A 21,851-nucleotide genomic window follows, 5' to 3' on the forward strand; every position below is an offset into this window, starting at 1 on the left:
AAATGCAAAAAAAGAAGGAGGCCAGTGCTTTTTATAAAAGCTCTAGTCTCCTTTTTAGATGAAACGAATCATCTGCTAAGTCATTCTTCTTTTTGCTTTGGAAATCGCTTGGCTTTTTTGGCAGATTCACGAAGCAAATACTCAATATGACTGTTAATGCTGCGAAAATCATCTGCAGCCCATTTTTGCAGTACTTCGTATAGCTCCGGATCAATGCGTAATGGAAAGCTTTTTTTCTTCGTCATGTATACCACTCATTAATATAAAGTACCTGTATTAATTACAGGAGTTGTAGGATTTTCGGAAACAATCGCTACTAGTAAATTATTTACTAATTGTACCTTTCTTTCATCATCTAATTCAATGATTTTATCTTGTTCTAATTGGTTAATGGCCATTTGCGCCATACCCACAGCGCCTTCCACAATTTTTTGACGAGCAGAAATAATAGCAGAGGCTTGTTGGCGCTGCAACATTGCTTGAGCAATTTCAGTAGAATAGGCTAAATGAGTTAATCTTGCTTCGATTACCTCGACTCCAGCAAGATCAAGTCGAGCTTGTAATTCTGTTGTAAGCTCGTTGGAAACTTCTTCTGCATTTCCTCTTAATGTCAATTCCACATTTTCAAAGGTATCATATGGATATTTCGTGGCAACATGGCGGATAGCTGTTTCACTTTGGATTTCTACAAATTCCTCATAATTGTCCACATCGAAAATCGCCTTAGCTGAATCAATTACTTTGAATACAATAACGGCTGCTATCTCGATTGGATTCCCATCGACGTCATTTACTTTTAATCGCTTACTGTTAAAATTGCGTACACGTAAGGAAATGGTTTTTCTTAAAGTTAGTGGAATTGTTAAAAATAATCCACTACTGCGAATCGAACCTAAATACTTACCGAAAAAGGTTACAACTACAGCCTGATTTGGTTGAATAATGGTGATCCCACTACTAAGAAGTGCAGCTATTAATATAAACGGAATGCCTACACCTGGAAGTTCTTGTACAAGTAAATAGACACCAAGAAAAAGGGAAATAGCAATAAGGAGAACACCGATAAATCCATTAAAATGAAATGCGTTTTTTTCTTTCAAATGAATCACTCCTATAATTTCAATTTGATATAATTATGATATCACTTTTGTATAATATTTACAATGAGCAAAAAACGATTATTTGCATACAAAAGAGGCTTGGACAAAAGTGTTCCAGCCATAGACGAACCCGAACAACCACAAATTGCATATGGTTGTTCGGGTATTTATTAGTTTTATAAAAGGCTGTTTCAGTACAGTTCGTGTTAATATCCGCAGCCTGAATACACTTCGCTTTCCATGGGGCGAGCGCGAGCCGCTTCGGCCTTGCAGTGCACCCCACTTATTGGACACAATAAGTGGGGTGTTTTTTGTATGAAGAAAAAGGAAAAATGGACAGCAGAAGGAAAGTTGTTTGTTGTTCAACTATATGAGAGTGGAAAATATTCTTTTGCTGAAGTAGCGAAACAGATGGGGATTGATCGAAAATCTGTTTCGAAGTGGGTAAAATTATACCGGACGTACGGAATAGAAGCTTTAATCCCTAGGAATAGTTGCGCTTTTTATGAGCCCTCGTTTAAACTAGAGGTACTAAAATATCGTGAAGAAACAGGGGCATCTTATCTTACGACAGCTATTCGCTTTAATCTTTCTTCTCCCTATACAATCCAGCGTTGGGAGGAGCAGTATAACCTGGTGGGAGTAAAAGCCTTTGTTTCCAAGAAAGAAGGAACATCTGCCATGCCAAAAAAAGGACCAGTTGAATCAGATAAAATGAAAGAACTTCAAGCAGAAATAGAACAATTACGTATGGAGAATGCCTATTTAAAAAAGTTGAAAGCCTTAGTTCAGGACAAGGAAAAATCACCAAAGAAGATAAAGTAATGGCGATCTATGAGTTAAGGCATAAGTTTCCGGTGATTAAACTACTAATGATAGCTAAATTATCTCGTAGTACGTATTATTACTTGGTAAAGAAAAAAAATCTTCCAGACAGAGATGCCAAACTAAGAAAAGAAATTACCTCTATTTTTAATGAACATTATGGTCGTTATGGCTATCGTCGGGTAACACAGGCACTTCATAATAGAGGCCTTTTAGTCAATCACAAAAAAGTGCAGCGTATCATGAAAGAATTAGGACTAAAATGTATGATTCGCATGAAGAAATATAAGTCTTACAAAGGGGGAGTTGGAAAGACCGCGCCTCATATTCTTAAGCGTAACTTTCAGGCTACTCAACCCAATAAAAAATGGGTAACGGATATAACGGAGTTTAAATTATTTGGAGAAAAACTTTATTTATCTCCTATATTAGATCTATACAATCAAGAAATCATCACCTATACAATCGGCTCTAGACCGACCTATTCCTTAGTATCACAAATGATTGAACAGGCATTTGAACACTTGCCAAAGAATCACGAAGGGTTAATCATGCATTCGGATCAAGGGTGGCATTATCAAATGGAGCCCTATCAAACTGCCTTAAAAAAACAAAATATTATTCAGAGTATGTCTAGAAAAGGGAATTGTTATGACAACGCAGTGATGGAGAATTTTTTTGGAATCATGAAATCGGAATTCTTCTATCAAACAGAGTTTGAAAATAAAAAGCATTTCTTAGAAGAGTTAGAGGCTTACATGTATTATTACAATACGAAGCGAATTAAAATGAAATTAAATGGTCTGAGTCCAATTGACTATCGAACTCAGACCATGTCAGCCTAAAATAAAATATGTGTCTAATTTTTGGGGGTCACTACACCTTTGGCCTGCAGGGTCTCAGCTGTCTCGCTAATCCCACAGGAGTCTACGTGTATTCAGGCTGCTCCATTTTCTTCCTAATTTATTTTTCTTGGAAAATAATAAGTTTATAGGAAATAGCGCAATGGAACGAATTAATTTTTACACTTTACTATATTTAAAACATAGATTACCAATATATGAAAGGAACCTTTATTTAATTGCTAAATTATATTGTTCGTCTTTACCGATTAATTATTTACTTATGTCCCAGCCTTCCAATCTTTTTCACTGTTATTCTGTTGTAAGTAATTCTAATAAGGTTTTTCCGATGATGGTACCTGCTGTTCTTGGTGCTACCTTTGCAGGTAAACCTAATGCCCATAATGTTTGGATATTATGTTCCTTTGCAGCAGTAAAATCAGTTCCCCCTGGCTTGCTAGCTAAATCAATGATTAAAGCTTGGCTGGACATTTTTCTTATAAGAGGAGCAGTCAGAATAAGTGCAGGAACGGTATTTATTACAATATGTTGGGCTGAGATTGTAGATTCTAATGATGCTTCAAAAATAGGTAAGAATCCCATTTCTATTACTCTTGCTTCATCTTCCTTTTTGTTAACAAGGACTGTAACTTTGGCACCAACTGCAGAAAAAAGACGAGCAACCGTTTTGCCGACTCTCCCGAAACCTAGTACAAGTAAATTAGCGTTATGTATCGTAATATCGGTATGCTTAATAGCAAGCATTAATGTGCCTTCTGCTGTTGGGATGGAATTAAGAATAGCTACATCATTTCTCGCGAAAAGTGCAACCAAATTGCGATTCGTTTCTGCAGCAAGTTGTTTTAAGAAGGGGGGAATAATGCCAGAATATATAATCGAATTTGATTTCGTTTTATTAATGATATCTTTGGTTAGAATCACTCCTTCCTTGGAAAATGTCGATTCTGCCATTCCGTTATCTTGAATTCCGGGAATCGGCAAGAGAATACTGTCCACTTCATGAAGCGGGGCTGTTTGTTCCTTTACTTTTACAACATTTTCAAAAGGGATGGAAGCATCTTCAAACCCCATTAAATATATTTTTCTAAGCTTTGGTGCTAAAAGGCGAATCACTTCTAGCTGTCTAAAGTCACCACCAATGATTAATAACACATGATTCTGATTCAATCGTTTCACTTCCTTTCCTCTGTGTAGATAGAATACCTCCATATGGTAATTTATATGGAGGTGTATCATTATTCAGACTAGTTCCCTTTAGATTATTTTTTGTATAAATATAATATTTTTGTCCGATTAAAACTTATATTTTTTAATTAACTGTATCAATTCATCTGTCATGGAAGCAAGTGTATTGGCAGATAAAGATATTTCTTCCATTGCGGCAAGTTGTTCTTCTGTTGAAGCTGCAACTTCTTCAGAAGAAGCAGCATTGTTTTTGGCTAGATCTGATATGATTACTGCTGTTTTTTCTGTGTTTTGTACAAAAGTTAATATATCATTTAGTGTCGAAGTCACTTGCGACATTTGTGGTGAAATTAGATTCATATTATCATATATTTCCATGAATTTATTGATGGCTTCTTCTGAAATTTTAAGTCCTTTCTGTACATTTTTTTCTACAGTAGACATGGTATAGACTGTTTCTTTGGAATCCTGTTGGATCGCCTTAATGATTTCCGTAATTTGACTGGCAGAAACTTGAGATTGTTCCGCTAATTTTCTTACTTCATCTGCTACGACAGTAAAGCCCTTACCTGATTCTCCAGCTCTTGCTGCTTCAATTGCAGCGTTTAGGGCAAGTAAATTAGTCTGATTAGAAATATCTGTGATAACCTCTACGATTGCGCCAATTTCTTTTGTCCGATCATTTAATGAAGCAATTACTTTATTTGAATCAGATACAGAATGATGAATTTCACTCATTTGATAAACGGTTTGCTCGACAATTGCTTTTCCTACTTCTGCATTTTGAGTAGTAGTTTGTGTACGCTCTAATACCTCATTAGCATTTAGCAAAACTGTATTTGTACCATTTACTATTTGATTTAAGGATAGTATATTTGCTTCTACGCCTTCTGTTTGTTTTTCGGCACTAATAGCCACATGTTGGATTGCAGTTGCGACTTGCTCATTAGCTTCACTTGTTTGACCAGCACTAGCGTTTAATTCTTCAGCAGTTGTGGCAACCGTTAAAGAATGTTGCTCAAGAGTCCTTAAAAGTGTTTTTAAACTGGTTTGCATGGTAGTAAAAGACTGGGCAAGTTGTCCAATTTCATCATTGGACTGAATACGTATCTCTTCTGTGAGATCTCCATCGCTTATTTTTTTTGCTTTATTCTGAATGTCTTTTAATCTATTAACAAGTGAACGAATAATTAAAATAATAATAGCCCCACCAAGAATAATAGAAATGGCCACAACTAAAAGACTTTTTTGTAAGATAGGTTGTGCGGCAGCATCTGTTTCAGCGTCCAGCATGGAACCAACAATCTTCCAACCTGTATTCTCGTTTGTTAAAAAGTAAAGTGTTCTATCTTCATCATTCCTTTTATAATGATGCTCTCCAGAATTTTGGTTATATAGATTAGGAAAATCTTTTTCAACCTTTGTACCAGTTTCGTTTACTGGGCTAACAAGAAAGGTTTGTTCTGCATCCAAAAGTATGATATAGCCTTCTTTACCAATTTCTACGTTTTTAGTAGTTTTTTCTAATTCGGATAAATTAAGGTCAATTCCAATTATTCCGGCACCATCTATTGTTTTTTTTGTAATAGTTACTACCATTTCTCCAGAACTAGCATCTATATAAGGACTTGTTACGATTGCTTTATCTTCTGAGTTGTTCATTGCTTGTGTAAACCAAGTTCTTTCTCTTGGATCATAATCCTCTGGAAGATCTAAAGCTGGAGATGTGTACATTTTTCCGTCCAGAGTTCCTAAATAAACGGCGTCAGCTTCTGGATGAAGTCCTTTATATTGTTCTAGCTTTGTCATAAGAGCAACAGGATTATCTTCTTGTTTTTCAAATAAGTCGCCTGTTATTATTTCTGCCAAATAATTGGCATCATAAAGCTTGGGAGAAATCGTATTGTCGATACTACTGTTTAATAATTTTACATTCTCTTTTGTGCTCTCCGATATTTTTTCGCTAAGTTCATGTTTAGCACTTTGCAGAGATAGGTACGCTACCGTTAAAGTAGGGACGATTAGAATAAGGGTAAATGCAATGTAGAGTTTGGTGCTTAATTTTAAATTTTGATTGAATGATTTCAATTTTCTCATCAATCTTAGCTCCTTTCCATATATTTTGTGTCATCCATGAATTAATTGTTTGTTAGACATTGCTGTATAACTAAGGATGATAAGCCATTTTTAAATGTACTTTATAATCAAAAGTTAATTATTATTTCGACAAGTATTGACAAATATGAAGGATTTTTATTAAATTTTTAAGTTTTTTTCGAATAATCTGAAAAAATTTACAAAAGTGTCACAAATATAAAAACAGCTGTGTTAACAGCTGTTCCGTTTGTCGATAAAATGATTTTTTAAAATTGATAAAGGTCTAAGCTTTTTGCATTTTATTTTTAAAGGCTTTAGGTGAACACTGATTTTCTCGTTTGAAAAGTTTATAAAACTGGGCCATATTCGTAATTCCGACTTCATAACTTATTTCTAAAATGCTTTTGTCTGTAGTTAAGAGTAATAATTCGGCTTTTTTTATTCGCTTTAGATTCATATAATCGACAAAAGACATACCCATTACTTTTTTAAAGTATTTGATAAAATAATGATAGCTAAAATTTAAAAGCTCACAGACATCCTCTACAAGTATTCGGTCTTCTAAATGACTATCAATATAATCTAAAACAGGCTTAAGTCTGGAAAGGTCTTGTTCTTCTGAATAATGGAGCATATTTTTTGTATCATTTCTAACGAATAAAAGAAGAAGCCTTTTGATTGAATAATTGATGGCAATTTCATAGCCTTTTTCTTTTGTTTGACTTTCTCTATGTATCTCGTTAATTAAAAAATGTACCTCTTTTTTTATGTGCTGATTCTCTTTAAAGATATAATTTATCCTGTCTAATGGATGTGTTAATTCTGAAAAGCAATAGAAATAAGGAAGAATACTTTGATCAAAGTGCTTATGTAAATCTATTTGCAAGACGATATAACGCAATTTATCACCCTTAGCTTTACTTGTTCTATGAGGTTGTGACGCTCCCATAATAAGTACATCCCCTGCAGAAATCGTTTGATCCATTTCTTTCGTTTGTACCGCCAAACTACCATCAAGAATTGCAAGTAACTCCACTTCTTTATGATAGTGCCAAGGATAATATTCAACAGAAGTCATTGCATTTTCCCTCTCATCATTTATCTCCCACACTTTTAGGGATAGAAGAGGATTTTGGTAAATAACTTTTTCGTTAACAGGCTGATGATAGGTGTGCTTTGTCCTCATTTCCACTTCCACTTCTCCTCCTATTTGACGAGGTTCTAAAGATACTGTTCGTCTCTCTATTGTAGCAAAAAGCTGATAATGAAATGACAGTATTGCATAAAAAAAAGACAGGATTAAGTATTTTTTTATGCGTTTTCATTTTTTATAATGAAGCCATACATAGATGAGAAAAGGAGTTGCAAAACAATGATTACAATCTGGAATGAAAACCGTCATGAGAAGAAACATCCACTTGTTGCAGAGATCTATCCAAATGGAATTCATGGTACGATTGCTGCTTTTTTGGAGAAGGAAGGCTTTGAAACGCATACGGCTACTTTAGATGAATCAGAGCATGGATTAACGGACGAAGTATTAAATAATACGGATGTATTAGTATGGTGGGGACATTTAGCACATGATGAGGTAAAGGATGAAATCGTACAAAAAGTGAAACAGCGTGTTTTAGATGGAATGGGTTTAATTGTTCTTCATTCTGGTCATTTTTCTAAAATTTTCAAATCGTTAATGGGTACTAGCTGTGACTTAAAGTGGAGAGAAGCGGATGATCGGGAAAGACTTTGGGTGGTAGCACCTAATCATCCAATTGTGGAAGGAATTAGTGAATACATTGAATTAGAAAAAGAGGAAATGTACGGGGAACATTTTGATATACCTGTACCAGATGAACTTATTTTCACTAGCTGGTTTGAAGGAGGAGAGGTTTTCCGAAGCGGCTGTACGTATGCAAGAGGAAACGGAAAGGTATTTTATTTTAGACCAGGACATGAGACGTATCCGACATATCATCATAAAGATATCCAACAAGTAATTAGCAATGCAGTAAAATGGGCAACACCTGTTAAACGGAAGAGACCAGTGTATGGGAATGCTAAGCCTATCGAAACAATTACAGTTAAATAAGGAGGAAGAGAAAATGGCTAAATTAAAAGTAGGTGTAATTGGATGTGGAAGTATTGCGCAGCATCGTCATATTCCGGAGTATCTATGGAATAAGCAAGTGGAATTAGTTGCTGTATGTGACATCAACGAAGAAAGAGCAGCAGAAGTGGCGGAAAAACATCAGGTTCAAGCATTTACAGATTATAAAGAATTATTAAAAATGACAGAAATAGATGCAGTAAGTGTATGTACGCCTAATTATCTTCATGCTCCTATTTCAATAGATGCCTTGAAAGCTGGAAAACATGTGCTTTGTGAAAAGCCAATGGCGACCTCAGAAGAAGAAGCGAACCAAATGATAGAAGCTGCTAAACAGAGTGGTAAAAAATTAATGATTGGACATAACCAACGCTTTGTTGCCTCCCATCAAAAGGCACATCAGTTAATTAAAAGTGGGGAAGTTGGTAAAATATACAGCTTCCGTACTACATTTGGTCATGGTGGTCCAGAAGGCTGGAGTGTAGATGGCAAGGACAGCTGGTTCTTTAAAAAGGAAGAAGCTTTTATTGGAGCTATGGGAGATTTAGGAGTACATAAAGCTGATTTATTACGATATGTATTAGGAGAAGAATTTTCTGAGGTAGGAGCATTTGTAGAAACGAATGCCAAAGAATTCTCAAGCGTGGATGACAATGCTGTTTGTATATTACGAACAGAGAGCGGTATTATCGGAACACTTACAGCGAGCTGGGCTTATAGAGGGAGAGAAGATAATTCTACTGTTATCTATGCAGAGAAAGCAGTTATTCGCTTAGAGGATGATCCAAACTATTCGTTAATTATTCAATATACAAATGGAGAAAAAGTAAATTATGAGTTAGGTAGAATTCAGTCAAATGCTGATGGTGGTCAGAATAAGACAGGTGTTATTGATCATTTTGTAGAAAGTATTATAGAGGATAAAGACCCTCTTATATGTGGAGAAGAAGGCAAAAAATCCTTAGCTATTATTCTTGCAGCTTTAAAGTCACAAGAAACGAAGACAATTACAAAAATATAAGGAACTATAATCAAACTGTACTTATCCATATGGAATGATTGAAAGGGGAATTCTTATGAAATTAGGTGTGTTTACTGTTTTATTTGCAGATAAATCATTTGAAGAAATGCTTGATGCAGTGAAGGAAGCTGGAATTCAAGCGGTAGAAATAGGTACAGGTGGTTATCCAGGAAACAATCATTGCAATCTAGAGGAATTATTGGAATCGGAAGAAAAGCGAAAAGAATATTTAGAAAAGGTCGCAGCACGTGATTTAATCATTAGTGCCTTCAGCTGTCATGGAAATCCTATTTCACCAGAAGAAACATTTGCAAAGGAATCCCATGAAACGCTGATTAAAACAATTAAACTAGCATCTTTGATGAATGTTCCTGTCGTAAATTGCTTTTCAGGAACTGCTGGAGATCATGATGGAGCGAAATATCCAAACTGGCCTGTTACACCGTGGCCAAATGAATATAGTGATGTGAAAAAATGGCAATGGGAAGAAAAATTGATTCCTTATTGGAAAGAAGTAGGGAAAATTGCAAAAGAGCATGGTGTGAAAATTGGCTTAGAGCTTCATGGCGGTTTTCTTGTGCATACACCATATACGCTACTGAAATTACGTGAGGAAACCTGTGATGCTATTGGAGCAAATTTGGATCCAAGCCATTTATGGTGGCAAGGGATAGACCCAGTTGCAGCGATAAAAATTTTATCTAAGGAAAATGCCATCCATCATTTTCATGCAAAAGATACGTATATTGATCAGGAAAATGTCAATATGTATGGTTTAACAGATATGCAGCCATATGGGGAAGTTCGTACAAGAGCATGGACATTTCGCTCAGTAGGATGTGGACATAGTGTAAGTGAATGGTCTGATATGATGAGTGCTTTAAGAACTTATGGATATGATTATGTTGTTAGCATTGAGCATGAGGATCCAATTATGTCAATAAAAGAGGGACTAACAAGGGCAGTAACCAATCTGAAATCGGTCCTAATTGAAGAATCACCTTCTCAAATATGGTGGGTGTAAGTAGTCGCAATCTAAATAAAATGGTATTTAACAATAGAAACGAGGGAGACTTATGTCCAAGTTAAAGGTAGCTATTATTGGCTGTGGCAATATTTTTCCTATGCATGCACAGTCGATTGTATCAAGAGAAGATGCAGAGCTAGTAGCAGTTTGTGATGTAAAACAAGAACGAGCGGAAGAAAAAGCAAAAATCTATCAATGTGCAAGCTATACCGACTATAAAGAAATGTTTGAAATAGAAAACATAGATGTGTTGCATATCTGTTTACCACATCATCTGCATGCACCGGTAACAATAGAAGCAGCAAAAAGGAAGATTCATATTTTAACAGAGAAACCGATGTCTATTCACTATGACGATGCGAAGGCAATGGTTGAGGCAGCAAAGGAAAATAAGGTTACCCTTGGTGTCATTTTCCAAAATCGCTATAATCCTGGGTCACAGCTCATTAAGAGAATGCTAGATAATGGAGACCTTGGTACGATAAAATCAGGTAAGCTATCTGTTACATGGGATCGATCTGATGAATATTATCAAAAAAGCGATTGGAAAGGTACATGGGAAAAAGAGGGCGGCGGCGTCATAATCGATCAAGCGATTCATACGATGGATTTAATGAGATGGTTTATTAACGAGGAAATTAAGTACGTCGATGCATCAATAAGTAATCGAGCACATGAAATAATAGAGGTGGAAGATGCTGCTGAAGGAGTTATTGCCTATAAAAATGGCATCGTGACGGCTTTTCATGCTATTAATTATTATACGTATGATGCACCGGTTGAAATTGAATTACATTGTGAAAAGGGAATTGCCAAAATGGTAGCTGATCGTGCAACTGTACGTTTATTGGATGGAAGAGAATTTATTGCAGATAACAATCCACAGGAAACCTTTCATTATGAAAATGGAGTAAAAGGATACTGGGGTGTAAGTCATGTGAAGCAAATAAATAATTTTTATGATTCATTGACTACGGGAATCCCTTTAGATATTACAGGGGAAGAAGCGTTAAAAACACAAGAAATGATTTGTGCAGTTTATGAATCAGGGAAGAAAAAAGAACGTGTGTATTTTAAATCGAAAGTAGAAACTTTGTAAAAAAGTCATTTAGATCTTTTTAAAAGAAAGAAGCTATATTTTCCATGAATGACGGAGGGTATAGCTTTTTCTATTTGTAAATTTTTTGAATAATTCATTTAATCCCATTAAACTATATGTACGGATAAAAAATTTTAAAAAACACTTTACAAATCGTAATCGTTACGGTTAATATAATATAGTCGATGGAAAACTTGCCCCTTATTCTTTTAATAATTAAATCGTAATTGTTTCGATTTGTTTGATTGGGAGAATAGTAGGTAAGAAAATATTTGGATTTATACGAAGTATCTATTTACTGGTAAAATACGTCTCTGTTAATTAAAATTGATGATTTAAGAGAATCTGTAAATGATGAAATACATAGAGACGCACAGCTTTTAGCAAGGAGGTTTTGCAAGATAAGAGGGAATTAATAAAAAAGCTATATCTCAGTTTGGAAACATGGATTGGGAATCTATTGGAGGATTTTTATTCCTGGATTGCGCTGAGATAGTACCGGTATGAACATAGAAAGGTTTGGTAATTATGAGAGTAAATATAACACTTGTTTGCACAGAGACAGGGGATCGTAACTATATAACTACGAAGAATAAGCGGAATAACCCAGATCGATTAGAATTAATGAAATATAGTCCACGTTTAAAAAGAAAAACATTGCATAAAGAGAGTAAATAAAAAGGCAGGGTGAAAAAAATGGGGAAAAAATTTAAATTAGTTAGTATGATGTTACTTGCAGTATTGATAATAGCTGCTTGTGGAAAAGGCGAAAATGATGCGTCAGGTGGGGCAAGCAAAGAAAAGCTGCAGATCATGACAACATTTTATCCTATGTATGAATTTACAAAAAACATTGCTGGTGATAAGGCAGATGTAAAATTACTTATTCCTTCTAATCAGGAGCCACATGGTTGGGAGCCAACACCAAAAGATATAGCGAATGTACAATCATCAGATCTATTTGTTTTTAATAGTGTTTATATGGAAACCTTTGTAGATACTATTAAATCTGCTGTTGATAATAAAGAAACAGTGTTTGTTGAAGCAAGTAAAGGAATTACATTAAAAGAGGGAATTACAGATGAACATGATCACGAGAGCGAAGAAGCAGGCCATGATCATGAGGGTGAAGAAGCAGATCATGATCACGAAAGTGAAGAAGCGGAACACGAGCATAGCCATGAGAAAGATCCACATGTGTGGTTAAGCCCAGCATTAGCGATTAAAGAAGTAGAAACAATTACAGCTAGCTTAATCGAAGCAGATCCAGATAATAAGGAAACATATCAACAAAATAGTGAAGCATATATTGCTAAATTATCAGCACTTGATCAACAATATAAAGACTCTTTAAGTAAAGTAGAGAAAAAAGAGATGATTACACAGCATGCTGCATTTGGATACTTAGCTAGTGAATATGGACTTACACAAGTGCCGATTGCTGGATTATCACCAGAACAAGAACCAAACGCACAACGTTTAGCTGAATTAAAAGATTTTGCAAAAGAGCATGATATTAGTGTTATTTATTTTGAAGAAACTGCATCTAAAAAGGTTGCCGATACACTGGCAACTGAAATCGGAGCAAAAACAGAAGTACTTAGCACTTTAGAAGTGTTAAGCAAAGAAGATGAAGATAATGGATTGGATTATATAAAGGTAATGGAAAGAAATTTAGAAAAAATCGTGCAAGCTCAACAATAATAAAATAGTTAATGTAAGCCTCCATTGGCGTTTATTCTCTTTCCAATGGAGGCTTCTTATTTAGGTGAACTTTACCTGTTGCTTTGCTGGAGTTGAAAGTGTTATTGTATTATTGAAAGCGTTTTGATGGGGGGATAAGAATGGTTGCAAATCAACGTTTTGTCTTTATAGGAGATAGTATTACACAGGCAGATAAGTTTGAAGACAGTGAACAAATTGGCTATGGATATGTTCGGTATATTAAAGATTATTTTGCCATAAATCAGCCCGAAGCATTACCTAGTTTTTTTAATAAAGGCATCAATGGAAATAGAATCCCAGACTTAGAGAAAAGGTGGGAAGAGGATGTTCTATCTTTACGCCCAGATTTGGTTTCTATATCAATTGGGATTAACGATGTATGGAGACAATTAGACAACCATGGTTTAGAACAAGTTACACCCGCTATTTTTAAAGAAATATATGAGCGTCTTTTAACACAATTGAAGATAAATACGGAAGCCAGAATCTTTTTAATGGAACCAACGATCATTGAGGAATCAGTAGATGCGAAAGGGAATATTTTATTAAAAGATTATGTTGCTGTGATTCATCAATTAGCAGAAAAATATGATGCGACAATTGTTCCGACACATCAAGTGTTTATCGAATATATACAGCAACCGAATCATCAAGTATTGACAATAGACGGAGTACATATGAATTCTGCTGGGAATCTGCTAATGGCACAAACATGGCTGAAAACCTATAAAAATTGTAAATAGCAAAATAGAAAACTGCTAGAAGTTATTTTTTGCTTTCCACTATTAATAAAAGAGGCGTTGTTGCTAGATAACAAGCCTCTTTCTTTTGTGGAAGTGTTAGAGCTATACAGGGAACAAGAAAGTCTTTTCTAATCCGAATTATCAAGGTATGATAGGAGAAGTAAATAGAAAGAGAGTGAACAACAATCATGGCGATGCGACTTAGAGATTGGGATCGAAATTTAAAGATTCGTCTTGCTGGGGAATCAACCGTTAATGTAACGTTTTGGATGTTTTTCCCGTTTTTGGCGATTTATTTTACAGAATCATTTGGAAAATCAATTGCTGGGTTCTTATTAATACTTTCTCAAGCATTTTCGGTAGTTGCCAATCTACTTGGTGGCTATTATGCAGATAAATTTGGAAGAAAGAAAATGATGGTCATCTCAAGCTTGGCGCAAGGGATTTCTTATCTAATCTTTGCTCTAGCAAGTTCTCCTTGGCTTGATTCACCTGCCATTAGTTTTATCTGTTTTACAGTGATTAGCCTTTTTACTAGTATTTATTGGCCAGCAAGTCAAGCAATGGTAGCGGATGTAGTAAAAGAGAAGGATCGTAGCAGTGTATTTGCGATATTCTATACATCTACTAATATTGCAGTAGTAATAGGTCCCGTACTAGGAGGGTTCTTTTATAAGGATTATCGATTCTTCCTTTTACTAGCAGCAGGACTATTAAATATACTACTAAGTATTGTTTTAAAAATTTGGATAGCAGAAACAGCACCACCATATAAAGAGTCAGTGGGGACAAAAAAGAATTGGATTATGGCATTAGGTACTCAGTTGAAAGATTATCAGGTTATTGTAAGAGATCGAACTTTTTTAATGTTTATTTTAGCAGGGGTATTAATTGGCCAAACCTTTATGCAATTAGATTTATTACTACCTGTTTATGTCGATGAAATGGTTGCAACCCAAAGTTTATTTTCTATCGGCAGTTGGTCGTTAGAAATTCAAAGTACACAGGCTTTTGGATTAATCCTAGCAGAAAATGGGTTGGTAGTAGCTATATTTACAATAATGGTGACAAAATGGATGTCTAAATATAAAGAGAAAAATGTATTTATTGTTTCCTCCTTTATTTATGCGATGGCTGTTATTATGTTCAGTCAAACTAATTTGATTTGGGGGCTAATGTTTGCGATGCTATTATTTAGTTTTGCTGAGCTGATGACAGCAGGTATTCAGCAAAGCTTTATTTCTGAAATTGCTCCCGAGAACCAACGAGGAAAATATTTCGCAGCAGCAAGCTTGAGGTTTACTTTTTCCAAAATGATTGCACCATTATCTATTCCAATGAGTGCATGGTTTGGATTTGAATGGACGTTTTTGATTATTGCTATACTTGCCGTAATAAGTGCTTTTATTTATTATGTGATGTTTAAACAATTCGAAATGAAAAAGAGAAATTTACAAGCAGTCAAACAGTTATAGTAAAAAAACACCTTCGTTATTGGGAGCTGAGCCAATAACAGAGGTGTTTTTTTATATGGTTATTTGAGAAAAAGACGATAGAATATGCAGCCAGCAACTAAATAACTATTCCTTAAGTATTTTTTCTTCCTGTCGAATTCTCCACAGTCTATATGTATGTGTAACAATTACTTTGATAATAGCAAAGATTGGGATGACGAGAACCATTCCGATTACACCGATAAAGCGGCCAGCCACTAATACTAAAACCATGACGGTCACTGGATGAATAGACATCCGTTTTCCGATAATTTGCGGTTGAACAAAAATACTCTCAATTTGTTGAATGATTACAACAATGACAAGTACGATAATCGCTTGCATAGGTGAATGCAATAGGCCAACAATCACAGAAGGAATCGCGCCAATCCAAGGACCGACATAAGGAATTAGATTAGTAATCATTCCAAAAATCGCAAGAATAAGAGCATATTCTAACTTTATAGTGCTAAAACCAATATAGTATAGAATGCCCACAAAGGAACAAACGATTAAAACTCCTTGGATATAATTACTTAATGTCTCATCCATATTGGAAAGAATAGGTCTTACTTTTTCTTTCTTTTCGTTGCTTAAGGTTTGTAAGAAAAACGTAGGGAGTCTTTCTCCTTCCTTTAACAAATAGAAAAGGATGAAAGGTACAATAATAAATAAAAGCAAGGTATTAAAAATCGTTCCAACAAAGGAAAGGGAGTTTGCTACCAAATTCCTTAATATCCCACTAACTATAACGCCAATCTCTTCAATTTTATCTTCCCAATTAAATACATCCTCTAGACCAAACCGTAAAACGAGCTCGTTTTGCTGAATTTCACGTAAGACATTATTTAATTCAGAAAAAATAAATGGCATACTATTAATTAAATTTGTGAATTGCTTATGTAATTCAGGACCTATAAAGGATATTAGACCAAAACCTATACCCATTAAACATACATACAATAATAGAATCGCTAAACTTCTCGGCATTTTTTTACTTAGCCATAGCACTAAGGGTCTAAATAAGTAAAAGAGGACACCCGCTAGTAAAATGGGAATGAATAAAGTTTGCACAAATACAATAATTGGTCTGAAAAACCAATCAATTAGCGTACCTAAATAAATGATTAAGAAGAACATAATAATGATGGACCCAATTTGCATGATTTTTTTATACATTTAATCTCTCCATTTATAAGCATATTTCATTTGCGTTGTTTTAGTAGAGTGAAGAAATTGCCTAAACTAAATTATTGGAATATATATCTAAATAAGCATTTTCTATACCTATTCTTTCATTATATGTTTTTCCGCCTTATATTACAAAAATGATGGGAATCTAACAATAAATTTAATTATTTCACCTTATTATCCAAACTTTTACCTTTTATATTCGTCTAATAAATAGGTAAGGGGGGTTAATCGTTTGGAAGAATTATCAGCATGCTGGAATGAAATAGACAATAAAGAAGAAGTATTTGATGAAATTATGATTACATATGGACAAGAATTATTGCATTTAGTTTTTTCTTATGTGAAAAATCAAACAATCGCCGAAGAATTAACACAGGATATATTTGTGAAAGTATATTATTCGTTACATAAATATAAAGGGAAATCTAGCTTTCGAACATGGCTATGGAGAATTGCTATTAACCATTGTAAAGACTATTTAAAAAGTTGGTATACAAAAAATGTTGTGAAAGTAGATAATGAATTTCTTTTTGGAGAAGACAGTAGTGAAAATGTGGAAGAAGAAATTCTTCAAAAAGAAGAAGAACAATTGCTGATTCAGGCTGTAATGAATTTGCCGGTCATGTACCGGGAAATTATTTTTCTCTTTTACTTCGAGGAACTACCAATAAAGGAGATTGCTGCCATATTGAAGATAAATGAAAATACTATCAAAACGAGACTTCGAAGAGCGAAGGATTTATTAAAAAAGATAGGAGATGAGCAAAAGTGGACAAACGCCTAAAAAATCTGCAACCTAGCTTAAAAAAGACTTATTTTAATCATCTTCATTTTACAGCGGAGCATCGTAAAGAGATTTTAAAAAAAATTCAAATGAAGGATAAAGAAGAGGAAGTACTGCTAGCAGTTTTGCAATTATTGCATAATAGAAAAACTGGTTTTGAATTAATAGAACTATTACGTGCCCGAGGCTTTCAAAGGTTTGAGAAAAAGGAGGGTTTTATTTATACCTTTTTACATCGTTTGGAACAGAAAAATATCATTACTTCTGAATGGGAGGATGAAAAGGTTAAATATTACAAAATAGATAGAAAAGGAAAAAAGCTTGAGAAAAAGTTAGAAATAGAAGGGGGACGAAATAAAGACATTAGAGAATTAATAGAATGGGTGTACGTGAATGAATAACAAGCATTTATTTTTAGATAAAGTGACGGAGCATGTAAAATCAAATGAAGCAAAAGAATGGATTAAAGTAGAAATGTCCCATCATATCCAGCTTGCAAAAGAAGGATGGATTAAAAAGGGTTTGACCCAAATGGAAGCAGAAGAAAAAGCAATCGAAGAAATGGGAAGTCCGATGCAATTGGGGAGAGAATTAAGTGCAATCCATCGACCGATTATTGATTGGGTAATCGTTTCTTTAACAGTGAGTTTATTAATGATAGGAATTTTGCCAGTAGTTACATATGATATACATTTTATTGGTGAGAAATTGTTAACCGTTATAGGCGGAATGGCGGTAGTTATTGGAATTATGTTTTTTGATTATCGTAAATTAGCCCAATATGGATATCTATTTTATATAGTCGGATCACTGCTTTTATTATCAATAATTTTCTTCTCGAATTTTTCGATAAACGGAGCTGCTTATCTTAAATTTGGTCCCATTTTAGTGAAGGGAATAATGGCAATACCATTTTTTCTATTAGCATGGGCTTCTTTTTTTAGTAAAAAAGACTTTAGCTATATTTTCTTTTTGTGTTTGTTTTTCTTTTCATGTGTCCTCTTTCTTTTCGGATTTGATAGTATCTCAACAGTCTTTATTTATATTTTTACAGTTGTTGTCATGCTATTTTGGAGCAAGTTTTCAAAAAAGAAAGTTCTCCTTACACTTGGAACTGGGATAAGTATCTTCCTATTAATAAATACGTATATCTATATTACAAGAGGAAACTACAGGCTTAATAGACTAATGGCTTTTTTCTTTCCCGAAAAATATGGAGATGATGCCGGCTGGTTTTACTTATATCGAGATAAAATGTGGGCTAGTTTAAAATGGATAGGTTCTTCTGAAGCAGATACTTATTTTGTTAATTATACGGACACTGTTTTTCTTCATTTAGCCTTTGAGTTTGGCTATGTAATGGCAGGGATACTTATATTGCTTTTTACTGCACTCATCGTAAAAATGTTTATTAATGTAAAGTATATAAAAAATTCATATGCAAAGCTGCTCATAATAGGAGCGACAGCGTTATATAGTGTCCAAGTGATTTATAATATTGGCATGTGTGTAGGATTATTGCCTATTACTTCTTTATCCTTGCCGTTTATTAGCTATGGTATCGTGCCAACGATTATTAATGCATTATTAATTGGCCTCATATTAAGCATTATTCGCAGAAAAAATTTTCAATAACATATGTGGAGGAACAGAATGATAAGAATGTATCTAGAGGCGATGATAATTTATATGAGTATCGGAGCACCAATTTATTTATTAGGTCGTTTTATATATATTAAATGGAAAAAGCGTGAACAGAACTGGGGGAAGGAAATTGTATTGTTTCTATTTGTCATGTTCTGTATTGGGGTTGCATCGCAAACAATTATTCCTAAATGGTATACGATGGTTGGGCAGGATGGCAAAGCACATATCTATATGAATCGGCTAGAGGGGATAAGAAGCATTAATCTCATTCCTTTTTCGACGATTTTATCCTACTTAGCTCTTTCCAATGATCAAGTTAGTAATTGGAATCAGGTTTCTCTTATTAATCTATTAGGTAATGTACTTGTCTTTGTTCCTTTTGGCATTTTCCTGCCGTTAATATGGAAACCGTTTAGAACATTCACCTCCTTATTTTGGATGTCCATTTTTATTCCTTTTTTTATCGAAATTACTCAATTATTTATTGGAAGAAGTACCGATATTGATGATGTTATTTTAAATGCGTTTGGGATTATTTTTGGTTTTTGTGTATATAAAATCCTCGAGACTCTTCTTCAAAAGAGATTTATAGGGATGAAAGATTAGAAGAATCCGCGAGAAAGGCTATGTTAATCTTTTTAAAAATTCTTTAGCTACCCGGGAAATGCCTTTATTAGCAGCATAGATATATCCAAAATAATAGGTGTTCATTAAGGTATCAACAAATGGTATGGTTACATAGCTGTTGTTGTTTGCTAATCCGGTTATCGTTTTAAATGCATAATCGTAACCAATATTTATAGCGGTATTTCTTTCTAAAGCATAGCGAATCGTTTCTACATTATTAGTGGTAAATAAAATTTCCATATTATTTTCTAAAGTATTTAAGTTTTGCATGAAATCTAATATCGAATGATCGTTATATAAAATAATTGGTTGATTTTCTAGCATTTTTTCGGTGATGTACGTATTGTTCGCCAAAGGAGACTGTTTATTTACTGCCACAACCATACATCCATCATATAGTTTATGAAAAAGAATATTTTTGTTTTTTTGGATATCTTCATCGTTGTATATGATAAGTCCAATATCCACCTCTTCTTTTTTTATTTTTTCAATAATATGCTGAGAATTATCCTCTTCTATTGATGCCTTAATAAAGGGGAAATCTTTTTTGTATAAAGTAATTTGATCTGCTAGTAAATCTAATGGTCCTGGAAAAGTAGCGATCTTTAACTCGCCTTTTAATGTATGTGTAAAGCTTTCGGCATGATCATAAAATTCTTGTAGCTTTTCCAGAACGTCGTTAGCTTTTTGAATGAGCACTTTTCCCTCAGCAGTTGGGTAAGAGCCTTTTCTTGAACGGTGAAAAATTTCGACGTTTAACTCTTTTTCTAGTTTTGTTACAGATTGACTAAGAGCAGGTAAAGAGATATTTACCTTTTGTGCAGCAGTCTTTAAAGAGCCAGCATTTGAAATTTCTACTATATATTTTAATTGTTCAATATTCATAGATAGCTCCTTTCTACAAAATAATCGTTTAGTTAAGTAATAATTAACTATAGTTAATTATAATATAATTTTAAATTAATAATATAAGTACTATAATTAAATTGTTTCTGAAACGTATGTTTTTAAGGCCTTAAATAACAAATAGCATAAAATTTTAATAAATTAGCTGTAAAACTATTTAAGTCAGGGGATGTTGATTAATGAAAGCATTAAGATGGCATAATCAAAAGGATATTCGACTAGAAAACATAGAGGAACCTAAAGTGGCACCAGGCAAAGTAAAGCTTAAAGTAAAATGGTGTGGAATCTGTGGAAGTGACTTACATGAATATTTAGGTGGGCCTATCTTTATACCAGTGGATCAGCCACATCCTTTAACAAATGAAGTAGCGCCAGTTACATTGGGACATGAATTCTCAGGAGAAATTGTGGAAATTGGAGAAGGGGTAACTGATTATCAAGTGGGCGATCGTGTGGTTGTTGAACCTATTTTTGCTACACATGGTCATCAGGGAGCTTATAATTTAGATGAGAATATGGGATTCCTTGGATTAGCAGGCGGAGGAGGCGGTTTCTCCGAATATGTGTCTGTTGATACAGAATTACTACATAAATTGCCAGATGAGTTATCATATGAGCAGGGAGCATTAGTAGAGCCTTCTGCTGTAGCTTTGTACGCTGTTCGTTCTAGTAAAGTACAGGCAGGGGATACAGCAGCTGTTTTTGGATGTGGTCCAATTGGGTTATTAGTAATTGAAGCATTAAAAGCTGCAGGAGCAACAGATATTTATGCAGTGGAATTATCTCCGGAGCGTCAAGCAAAAGCAGAAGAGCTTGGAGCTATCATTGTTAATCCAGCTGATTATGATGATGTCGTTGCAGAGCTTGTTCGCCGTACAAATGGTGGCGTAGATGTATCCTTTGAAGTAACGGGAGTACCAGTAGTATTAAAACAGGCTATTCAATCTACTAAGATTGCAGGAGAAACAGTTATTGTTAGTATTTGGGAGAAAGGTGCAGAAATTCTTCCTAATGATATTGTCATTAAAGAACGCACTATTAAAGGGATTATTGGTTATCGAGATGTATTTCCAAGTGTGTTGAATTTAATGAGAAAAGGATATTTTTCAGCAGATAAATTAGTGACGAAGAAAATTAAGCTAGATGATGTAATTGATGAAGGCTTCCAATCCTTGATTTCAGAAAAAAATCAGGTGAAGATTTTAGTGAGTGCGGAATAATCATATCATATTGGCCTGTTATAAATAGTAAAATTCCATTTAAATGGAGAAATACCCATATTTCCATAAAAATAAGAGGAGATTTTCCGTTTAAGGTTATCCCAATCTTTAGATATTGTTTTAAATAGAGTAGTTATCGAAATATATCCCGCCTATGATTTCAAGAAAATCAACAATGATTAATAATA

21 protein-coding genes are annotated in these 21,851 nt (G+C 34.3%); 14 read left to right on the forward strand and 7 right to left on the reverse strand.

Annotated features, from left to right (window positions below; all coding sequences use genetic code 11):
- Positions 1–80 precede the first annotated feature (80 nt).
- Together NYE52_RS07515 and NYE52_RS07520 are read right to left on the reverse strand one after the other, a co-directional pair.
- The gene (locus tag NYE52_RS07515; protein WP_016200850.1) at positions 81–245 is read right to left on the reverse strand and encodes a hypothetical protein; all 165 of its coding nucleotides are present in this window, start codon (positions 243–245) and stop codon (positions 81–83) included.
- Between the two features lie 12 nt (positions 246–257).
- On the reverse strand, positions 258–1,100 hold the full coding sequence (locus tag NYE52_RS07520; protein ID WP_169188295.1) for an SPFH domain-containing protein: 843 nt from the start codon (positions 1,098–1,100) through the stop codon (positions 258–260).
- Positions 1,101–1,415: 315 nt separating this feature from the next.
- Here NYE52_RS07520 and NYE52_RS07525 point away from each other — a divergent pair.
- Positions 1,416–2,770, forward strand: a protein-coding gene (locus NYE52_RS07525) for an IS3 family transposase (protein WP_341192503.1) whose coding sequence is annotated in 2 segments (ribosomal slippage) — positions 1,416–1,866 and positions 1,866–2,770 — 1,356 coding nt in all. Because the reading frame shifts where the segments join, the coding sequence is not laid out codon by codon here.
- Between the two features lie 309 nt (positions 2,771–3,079).
- On the opposite strand, the gene dpsA is transcribed toward NYE52_RS07525, so the two are convergent.
- The 3 genes from dpsA to NYE52_RS07540 all read right to left on the reverse strand — a co-directional run bounded on the left by dpsA (position 3,080) and on the right by NYE52_RS07540 (position 7,256).
- Positions 3,080–3,955, reverse strand: a complete 876-nt coding sequence (gene dpsA, locus NYE52_RS07530; protein WP_341192504.1) for a dipicolinate synthase subunit DpsA — start codon at positions 3,953–3,955, stop codon at positions 3,080–3,082.
- Between the two features lie 126 nt (positions 3,956–4,081).
- Positions 4,082–6,070, reverse strand: coding sequence for a methyl-accepting chemotaxis protein (locus NYE52_RS07535; RefSeq protein WP_341192505.1), 1,989 nt, complete (start codon positions 6,068–6,070; stop codon positions 4,082–4,084).
- A 283-nt stretch (positions 6,071–6,353) separates the two neighbouring features.
- Positions 6,354–7,256, reverse strand: a complete 903-nt coding sequence (locus NYE52_RS07540) for an AraC family transcriptional regulator (RefSeq protein ID WP_341195133.1) — start codon at positions 7,254–7,256, stop codon at positions 6,354–6,356.
- 186 nt (positions 7,257–7,442) lie between these two features.
- Between NYE52_RS07540 and NYE52_RS07545 the strand changes: the two genes are divergently transcribed.
- The 8 genes from NYE52_RS07545 to NYE52_RS07580 all read left to right on the forward strand — a co-directional run bounded on the left by NYE52_RS07545 (position 7,443) and on the right by NYE52_RS07580 (position 15,267).
- On the forward strand, positions 7,443–8,159 hold the full coding sequence (locus tag NYE52_RS07545) for a ThuA domain-containing protein (protein ID WP_341192506.1): 717 nt from the start codon (positions 7,443–7,445) through the stop codon (positions 8,157–8,159).
- A gap of 13 nt (positions 8,160–8,172) precedes the next feature.
- Positions 8,173–9,198 (forward strand): Gfo/Idh/MocA family protein, encoded by a 1,026-nt coding sequence (locus NYE52_RS07550; protein WP_341192507.1) that lies wholly within the window; start codon positions 8,173–8,175, stop codon positions 9,196–9,198.
- A gap of 55 nt (positions 9,199–9,253) precedes the next feature.
- The gene (locus tag NYE52_RS07555) at positions 9,254–10,222 is read left to right on the forward strand and encodes a sugar phosphate isomerase/epimerase family protein (RefSeq protein ID WP_341192508.1); all 969 of its coding nucleotides are present in this window, start codon (positions 9,254–9,256) and stop codon (positions 10,220–10,222) included.
- 52 nt (positions 10,223–10,274) lie between these two features.
- Positions 10,275–11,324, forward strand: coding sequence for a Gfo/Idh/MocA family protein (locus NYE52_RS07560; protein WP_341192509.1), 1,050 nt, complete (start codon positions 10,275–10,277; stop codon positions 11,322–11,324).
- Between the two features lie 528 nt (positions 11,325–11,852).
- Entirely contained in the window at positions 11,853–12,002 is a 150-nt protein-coding gene (gene rpmG / locus NYE52_RS07565; protein ID WP_016200859.1) for a 50S ribosomal protein L33, read from the forward strand.
- Between the two features lie 18 nt (positions 12,003–12,020).
- The gene (locus tag NYE52_RS07570; protein WP_341192510.1) at positions 12,021–13,028 is read left to right on the forward strand and encodes a metal ABC transporter substrate-binding protein; all 1,008 of its coding nucleotides are present in this window, start codon (positions 12,021–12,023) and stop codon (positions 13,026–13,028) included.
- 140 nt (positions 13,029–13,168) lie between these two features.
- Positions 13,169–13,792 carry an SGNH/GDSL hydrolase family protein gene (locus NYE52_RS07575; RefSeq protein WP_341192511.1) on the forward strand — a complete coding sequence of 208 codons (624 nt, stop codon included), beginning with the start codon at positions 13,169–13,171 and terminating at the stop codon, positions 13,790–13,792.
- Positions 13,793–13,986: 194 nt separating this feature from the next.
- Entirely contained in the window at positions 13,987–15,267 is a 1,281-nt protein-coding gene (locus NYE52_RS07580; protein WP_341195134.1) for an MDR family MFS transporter, read from the forward strand.
- Between the two features lie 105 nt (positions 15,268–15,372).
- Here the strand turns inward: NYE52_RS07580 and NYE52_RS07585 are convergent, their stop codons facing one another.
- Complete coding sequence (locus tag NYE52_RS07585) at positions 15,373–16,464, reverse strand: AI-2E family transporter (RefSeq protein WP_341192512.1); 1,092 nt, start codon at positions 16,462–16,464, stop codon at positions 15,373–15,375.
- A 247-nt stretch (positions 16,465–16,711) separates the two neighbouring features.
- Between NYE52_RS07585 and NYE52_RS07590 the strand changes: the two genes are divergently transcribed.
- From NYE52_RS07590 to NYE52_RS07605, 4 genes are read left to right on the forward strand one after another with little or no spacing between them, the layout of a single operon-like run.
- Entirely contained in the window at positions 16,712–17,263 is a 552-nt protein-coding gene (locus NYE52_RS07590; protein WP_341192513.1) for a sigma-70 family RNA polymerase sigma factor, read from the forward strand.
- The gene (locus NYE52_RS07595) at positions 17,248–17,664 is read left to right on the forward strand and encodes a PadR family transcriptional regulator (protein ID WP_341192514.1); all 417 of its coding nucleotides are present in this window, start codon (positions 17,248–17,250) and stop codon (positions 17,662–17,664) included. The genes NYE52_RS07590 and NYE52_RS07595 overlap by 16 nt, the downstream gene beginning before the upstream one ends.
- Positions 17,657–18,898 carry an FtsW/RodA/SpoVE family cell cycle protein gene (locus NYE52_RS07600; RefSeq protein ID WP_341192515.1) on the forward strand — a complete coding sequence of 414 codons (1,242 nt, stop codon included), beginning with the start codon at positions 17,657–17,659 and terminating at the stop codon, positions 18,896–18,898. Before NYE52_RS07595 ends, NYE52_RS07600 begins: the two co-directional genes overlap by 8 nt.
- A gap of 18 nt (positions 18,899–18,916) precedes the next feature.
- Complete coding sequence (locus NYE52_RS07605) at positions 18,917–19,516, forward strand: VanZ family protein (RefSeq protein WP_341192516.1); 600 nt, start codon at positions 18,917–18,919, stop codon at positions 19,514–19,516.
- 18 nt (positions 19,517–19,534) lie between these two features.
- Here NYE52_RS07605 and NYE52_RS07610 read toward each other — a convergent pair whose 3' ends face one another.
- The gene (locus NYE52_RS07610) at positions 19,535–20,422 is read right to left on the reverse strand and encodes a LysR family transcriptional regulator (RefSeq protein ID WP_341192517.1); all 888 of its coding nucleotides are present in this window, start codon (positions 20,420–20,422) and stop codon (positions 19,535–19,537) included.
- 200 nt (positions 20,423–20,622) lie between these two features.
- Here NYE52_RS07610 and NYE52_RS07615 point away from each other — a divergent pair, with 200 nt between their 5' ends.
- Entirely contained in the window at positions 20,623–21,663 is a 1,041-nt protein-coding gene (locus NYE52_RS07615) for a 2,3-butanediol dehydrogenase (RefSeq protein WP_341192518.1), read from the forward strand.
- The last annotated feature ends 188 nt before the right edge of the window (positions 21,664–21,851 follow it).

It is taken from the genome of Niallia sp. FSL W8-0635, assembly GCF_038007965.1.
Taxonomy (GTDB): domain Bacteria; phylum Bacillota; class Bacilli; order Bacillales; family Cytobacillaceae; genus Niallia.

What these genes read in the sequence shown, in the direction of transcription:
- NYE52_RS07575 (WP_341192511.1), top strand. Translation starts at nt 13,169, where the DNA reads ATGGTTGCAAATCAACGTTTTGTCTTTATAGGAGATAGTATTACACAG.
- NYE52_RS07610 (WP_341192517.1), bottom strand. Translation starts at nt 20,422, where the DNA reads ATGAATATTGAACAATTAAAATATATAGTAGAAATTTCAAATGCTGGC.
- NYE52_RS07570 (WP_341192510.1), top strand. Translation starts at nt 12,021, where the DNA reads ATGGGGAAAAAATTTAAATTAGTTAGTATGATGTTACTTGCAGTATTG.
- NYE52_RS07615 (WP_341192518.1), top strand. Translation starts at nt 20,623, where the DNA reads ATGAAAGCATTAAGATGGCATAATCAAAAGGATATTCGACTAGAAAAC.
- NYE52_RS07555 (WP_341192508.1), top strand. Translation starts at nt 9,254, where the DNA reads ATGAAATTAGGTGTGTTTACTGTTTTATTTGCAGATAAATCATTTGAA.
- rpmG (WP_016200859.1), top strand. Translation starts at nt 11,853, where the DNA reads ATGAGAGTAAATATAACACTTGTTTGCACAGAGACAGGGGATCGTAAC.
- NYE52_RS07535 (WP_341192505.1), bottom strand. Translation starts at nt 6,070, where the DNA reads ATGAGAAAATTGAAATCATTCAATCAAAATTTAAAATTAAGCACCAAA.
- NYE52_RS07540 (WP_341195133.1), bottom strand. Translation starts at nt 7,256, where the DNA reads ATGAGGACAAAGCACACCTATCATCAGCCTGTTAACGAAAAAGTTATT.
- NYE52_RS07560 (WP_341192509.1), top strand. Translation starts at nt 10,275, where the DNA reads ATGTCCAAGTTAAAGGTAGCTATTATTGGCTGTGGCAATATTTTTCCT.
- NYE52_RS07605 (WP_341192516.1), top strand. Translation starts at nt 18,917, where the DNA reads ATGATAAGAATGTATCTAGAGGCGATGATAATTTATATGAGTATCGGA.
- NYE52_RS07580 (WP_341195134.1), top strand. Translation starts at nt 13,987, where the DNA reads ATGCGACTTAGAGATTGGGATCGAAATTTAAAGATTCGTCTTGCTGGG.
- NYE52_RS07515 (WP_016200850.1), bottom strand. Translation starts at nt 245, where the DNA reads ATGACGAAGAAAAAAAGCTTTCCATTACGCATTGATCCGGAGCTATAC.
- NYE52_RS07585 (WP_341192512.1), bottom strand. Translation starts at nt 16,464, where the DNA reads ATGTATAAAAAAATCATGCAAATTGGGTCCATCATTATTATGTTCTTC.
- NYE52_RS07550 (WP_341192507.1), top strand. Translation starts at nt 8,173, where the DNA reads ATGGCTAAATTAAAAGTAGGTGTAATTGGATGTGGAAGTATTGCGCAG.
- NYE52_RS07600 (WP_341192515.1), top strand. Translation starts at nt 17,657, where the DNA reads ATGAATAACAAGCATTTATTTTTAGATAAAGTGACGGAGCATGTAAAA.
- NYE52_RS07545 (WP_341192506.1), top strand. Translation starts at nt 7,443, where the DNA reads ATGATTACAATCTGGAATGAAAACCGTCATGAGAAGAAACATCCACTT.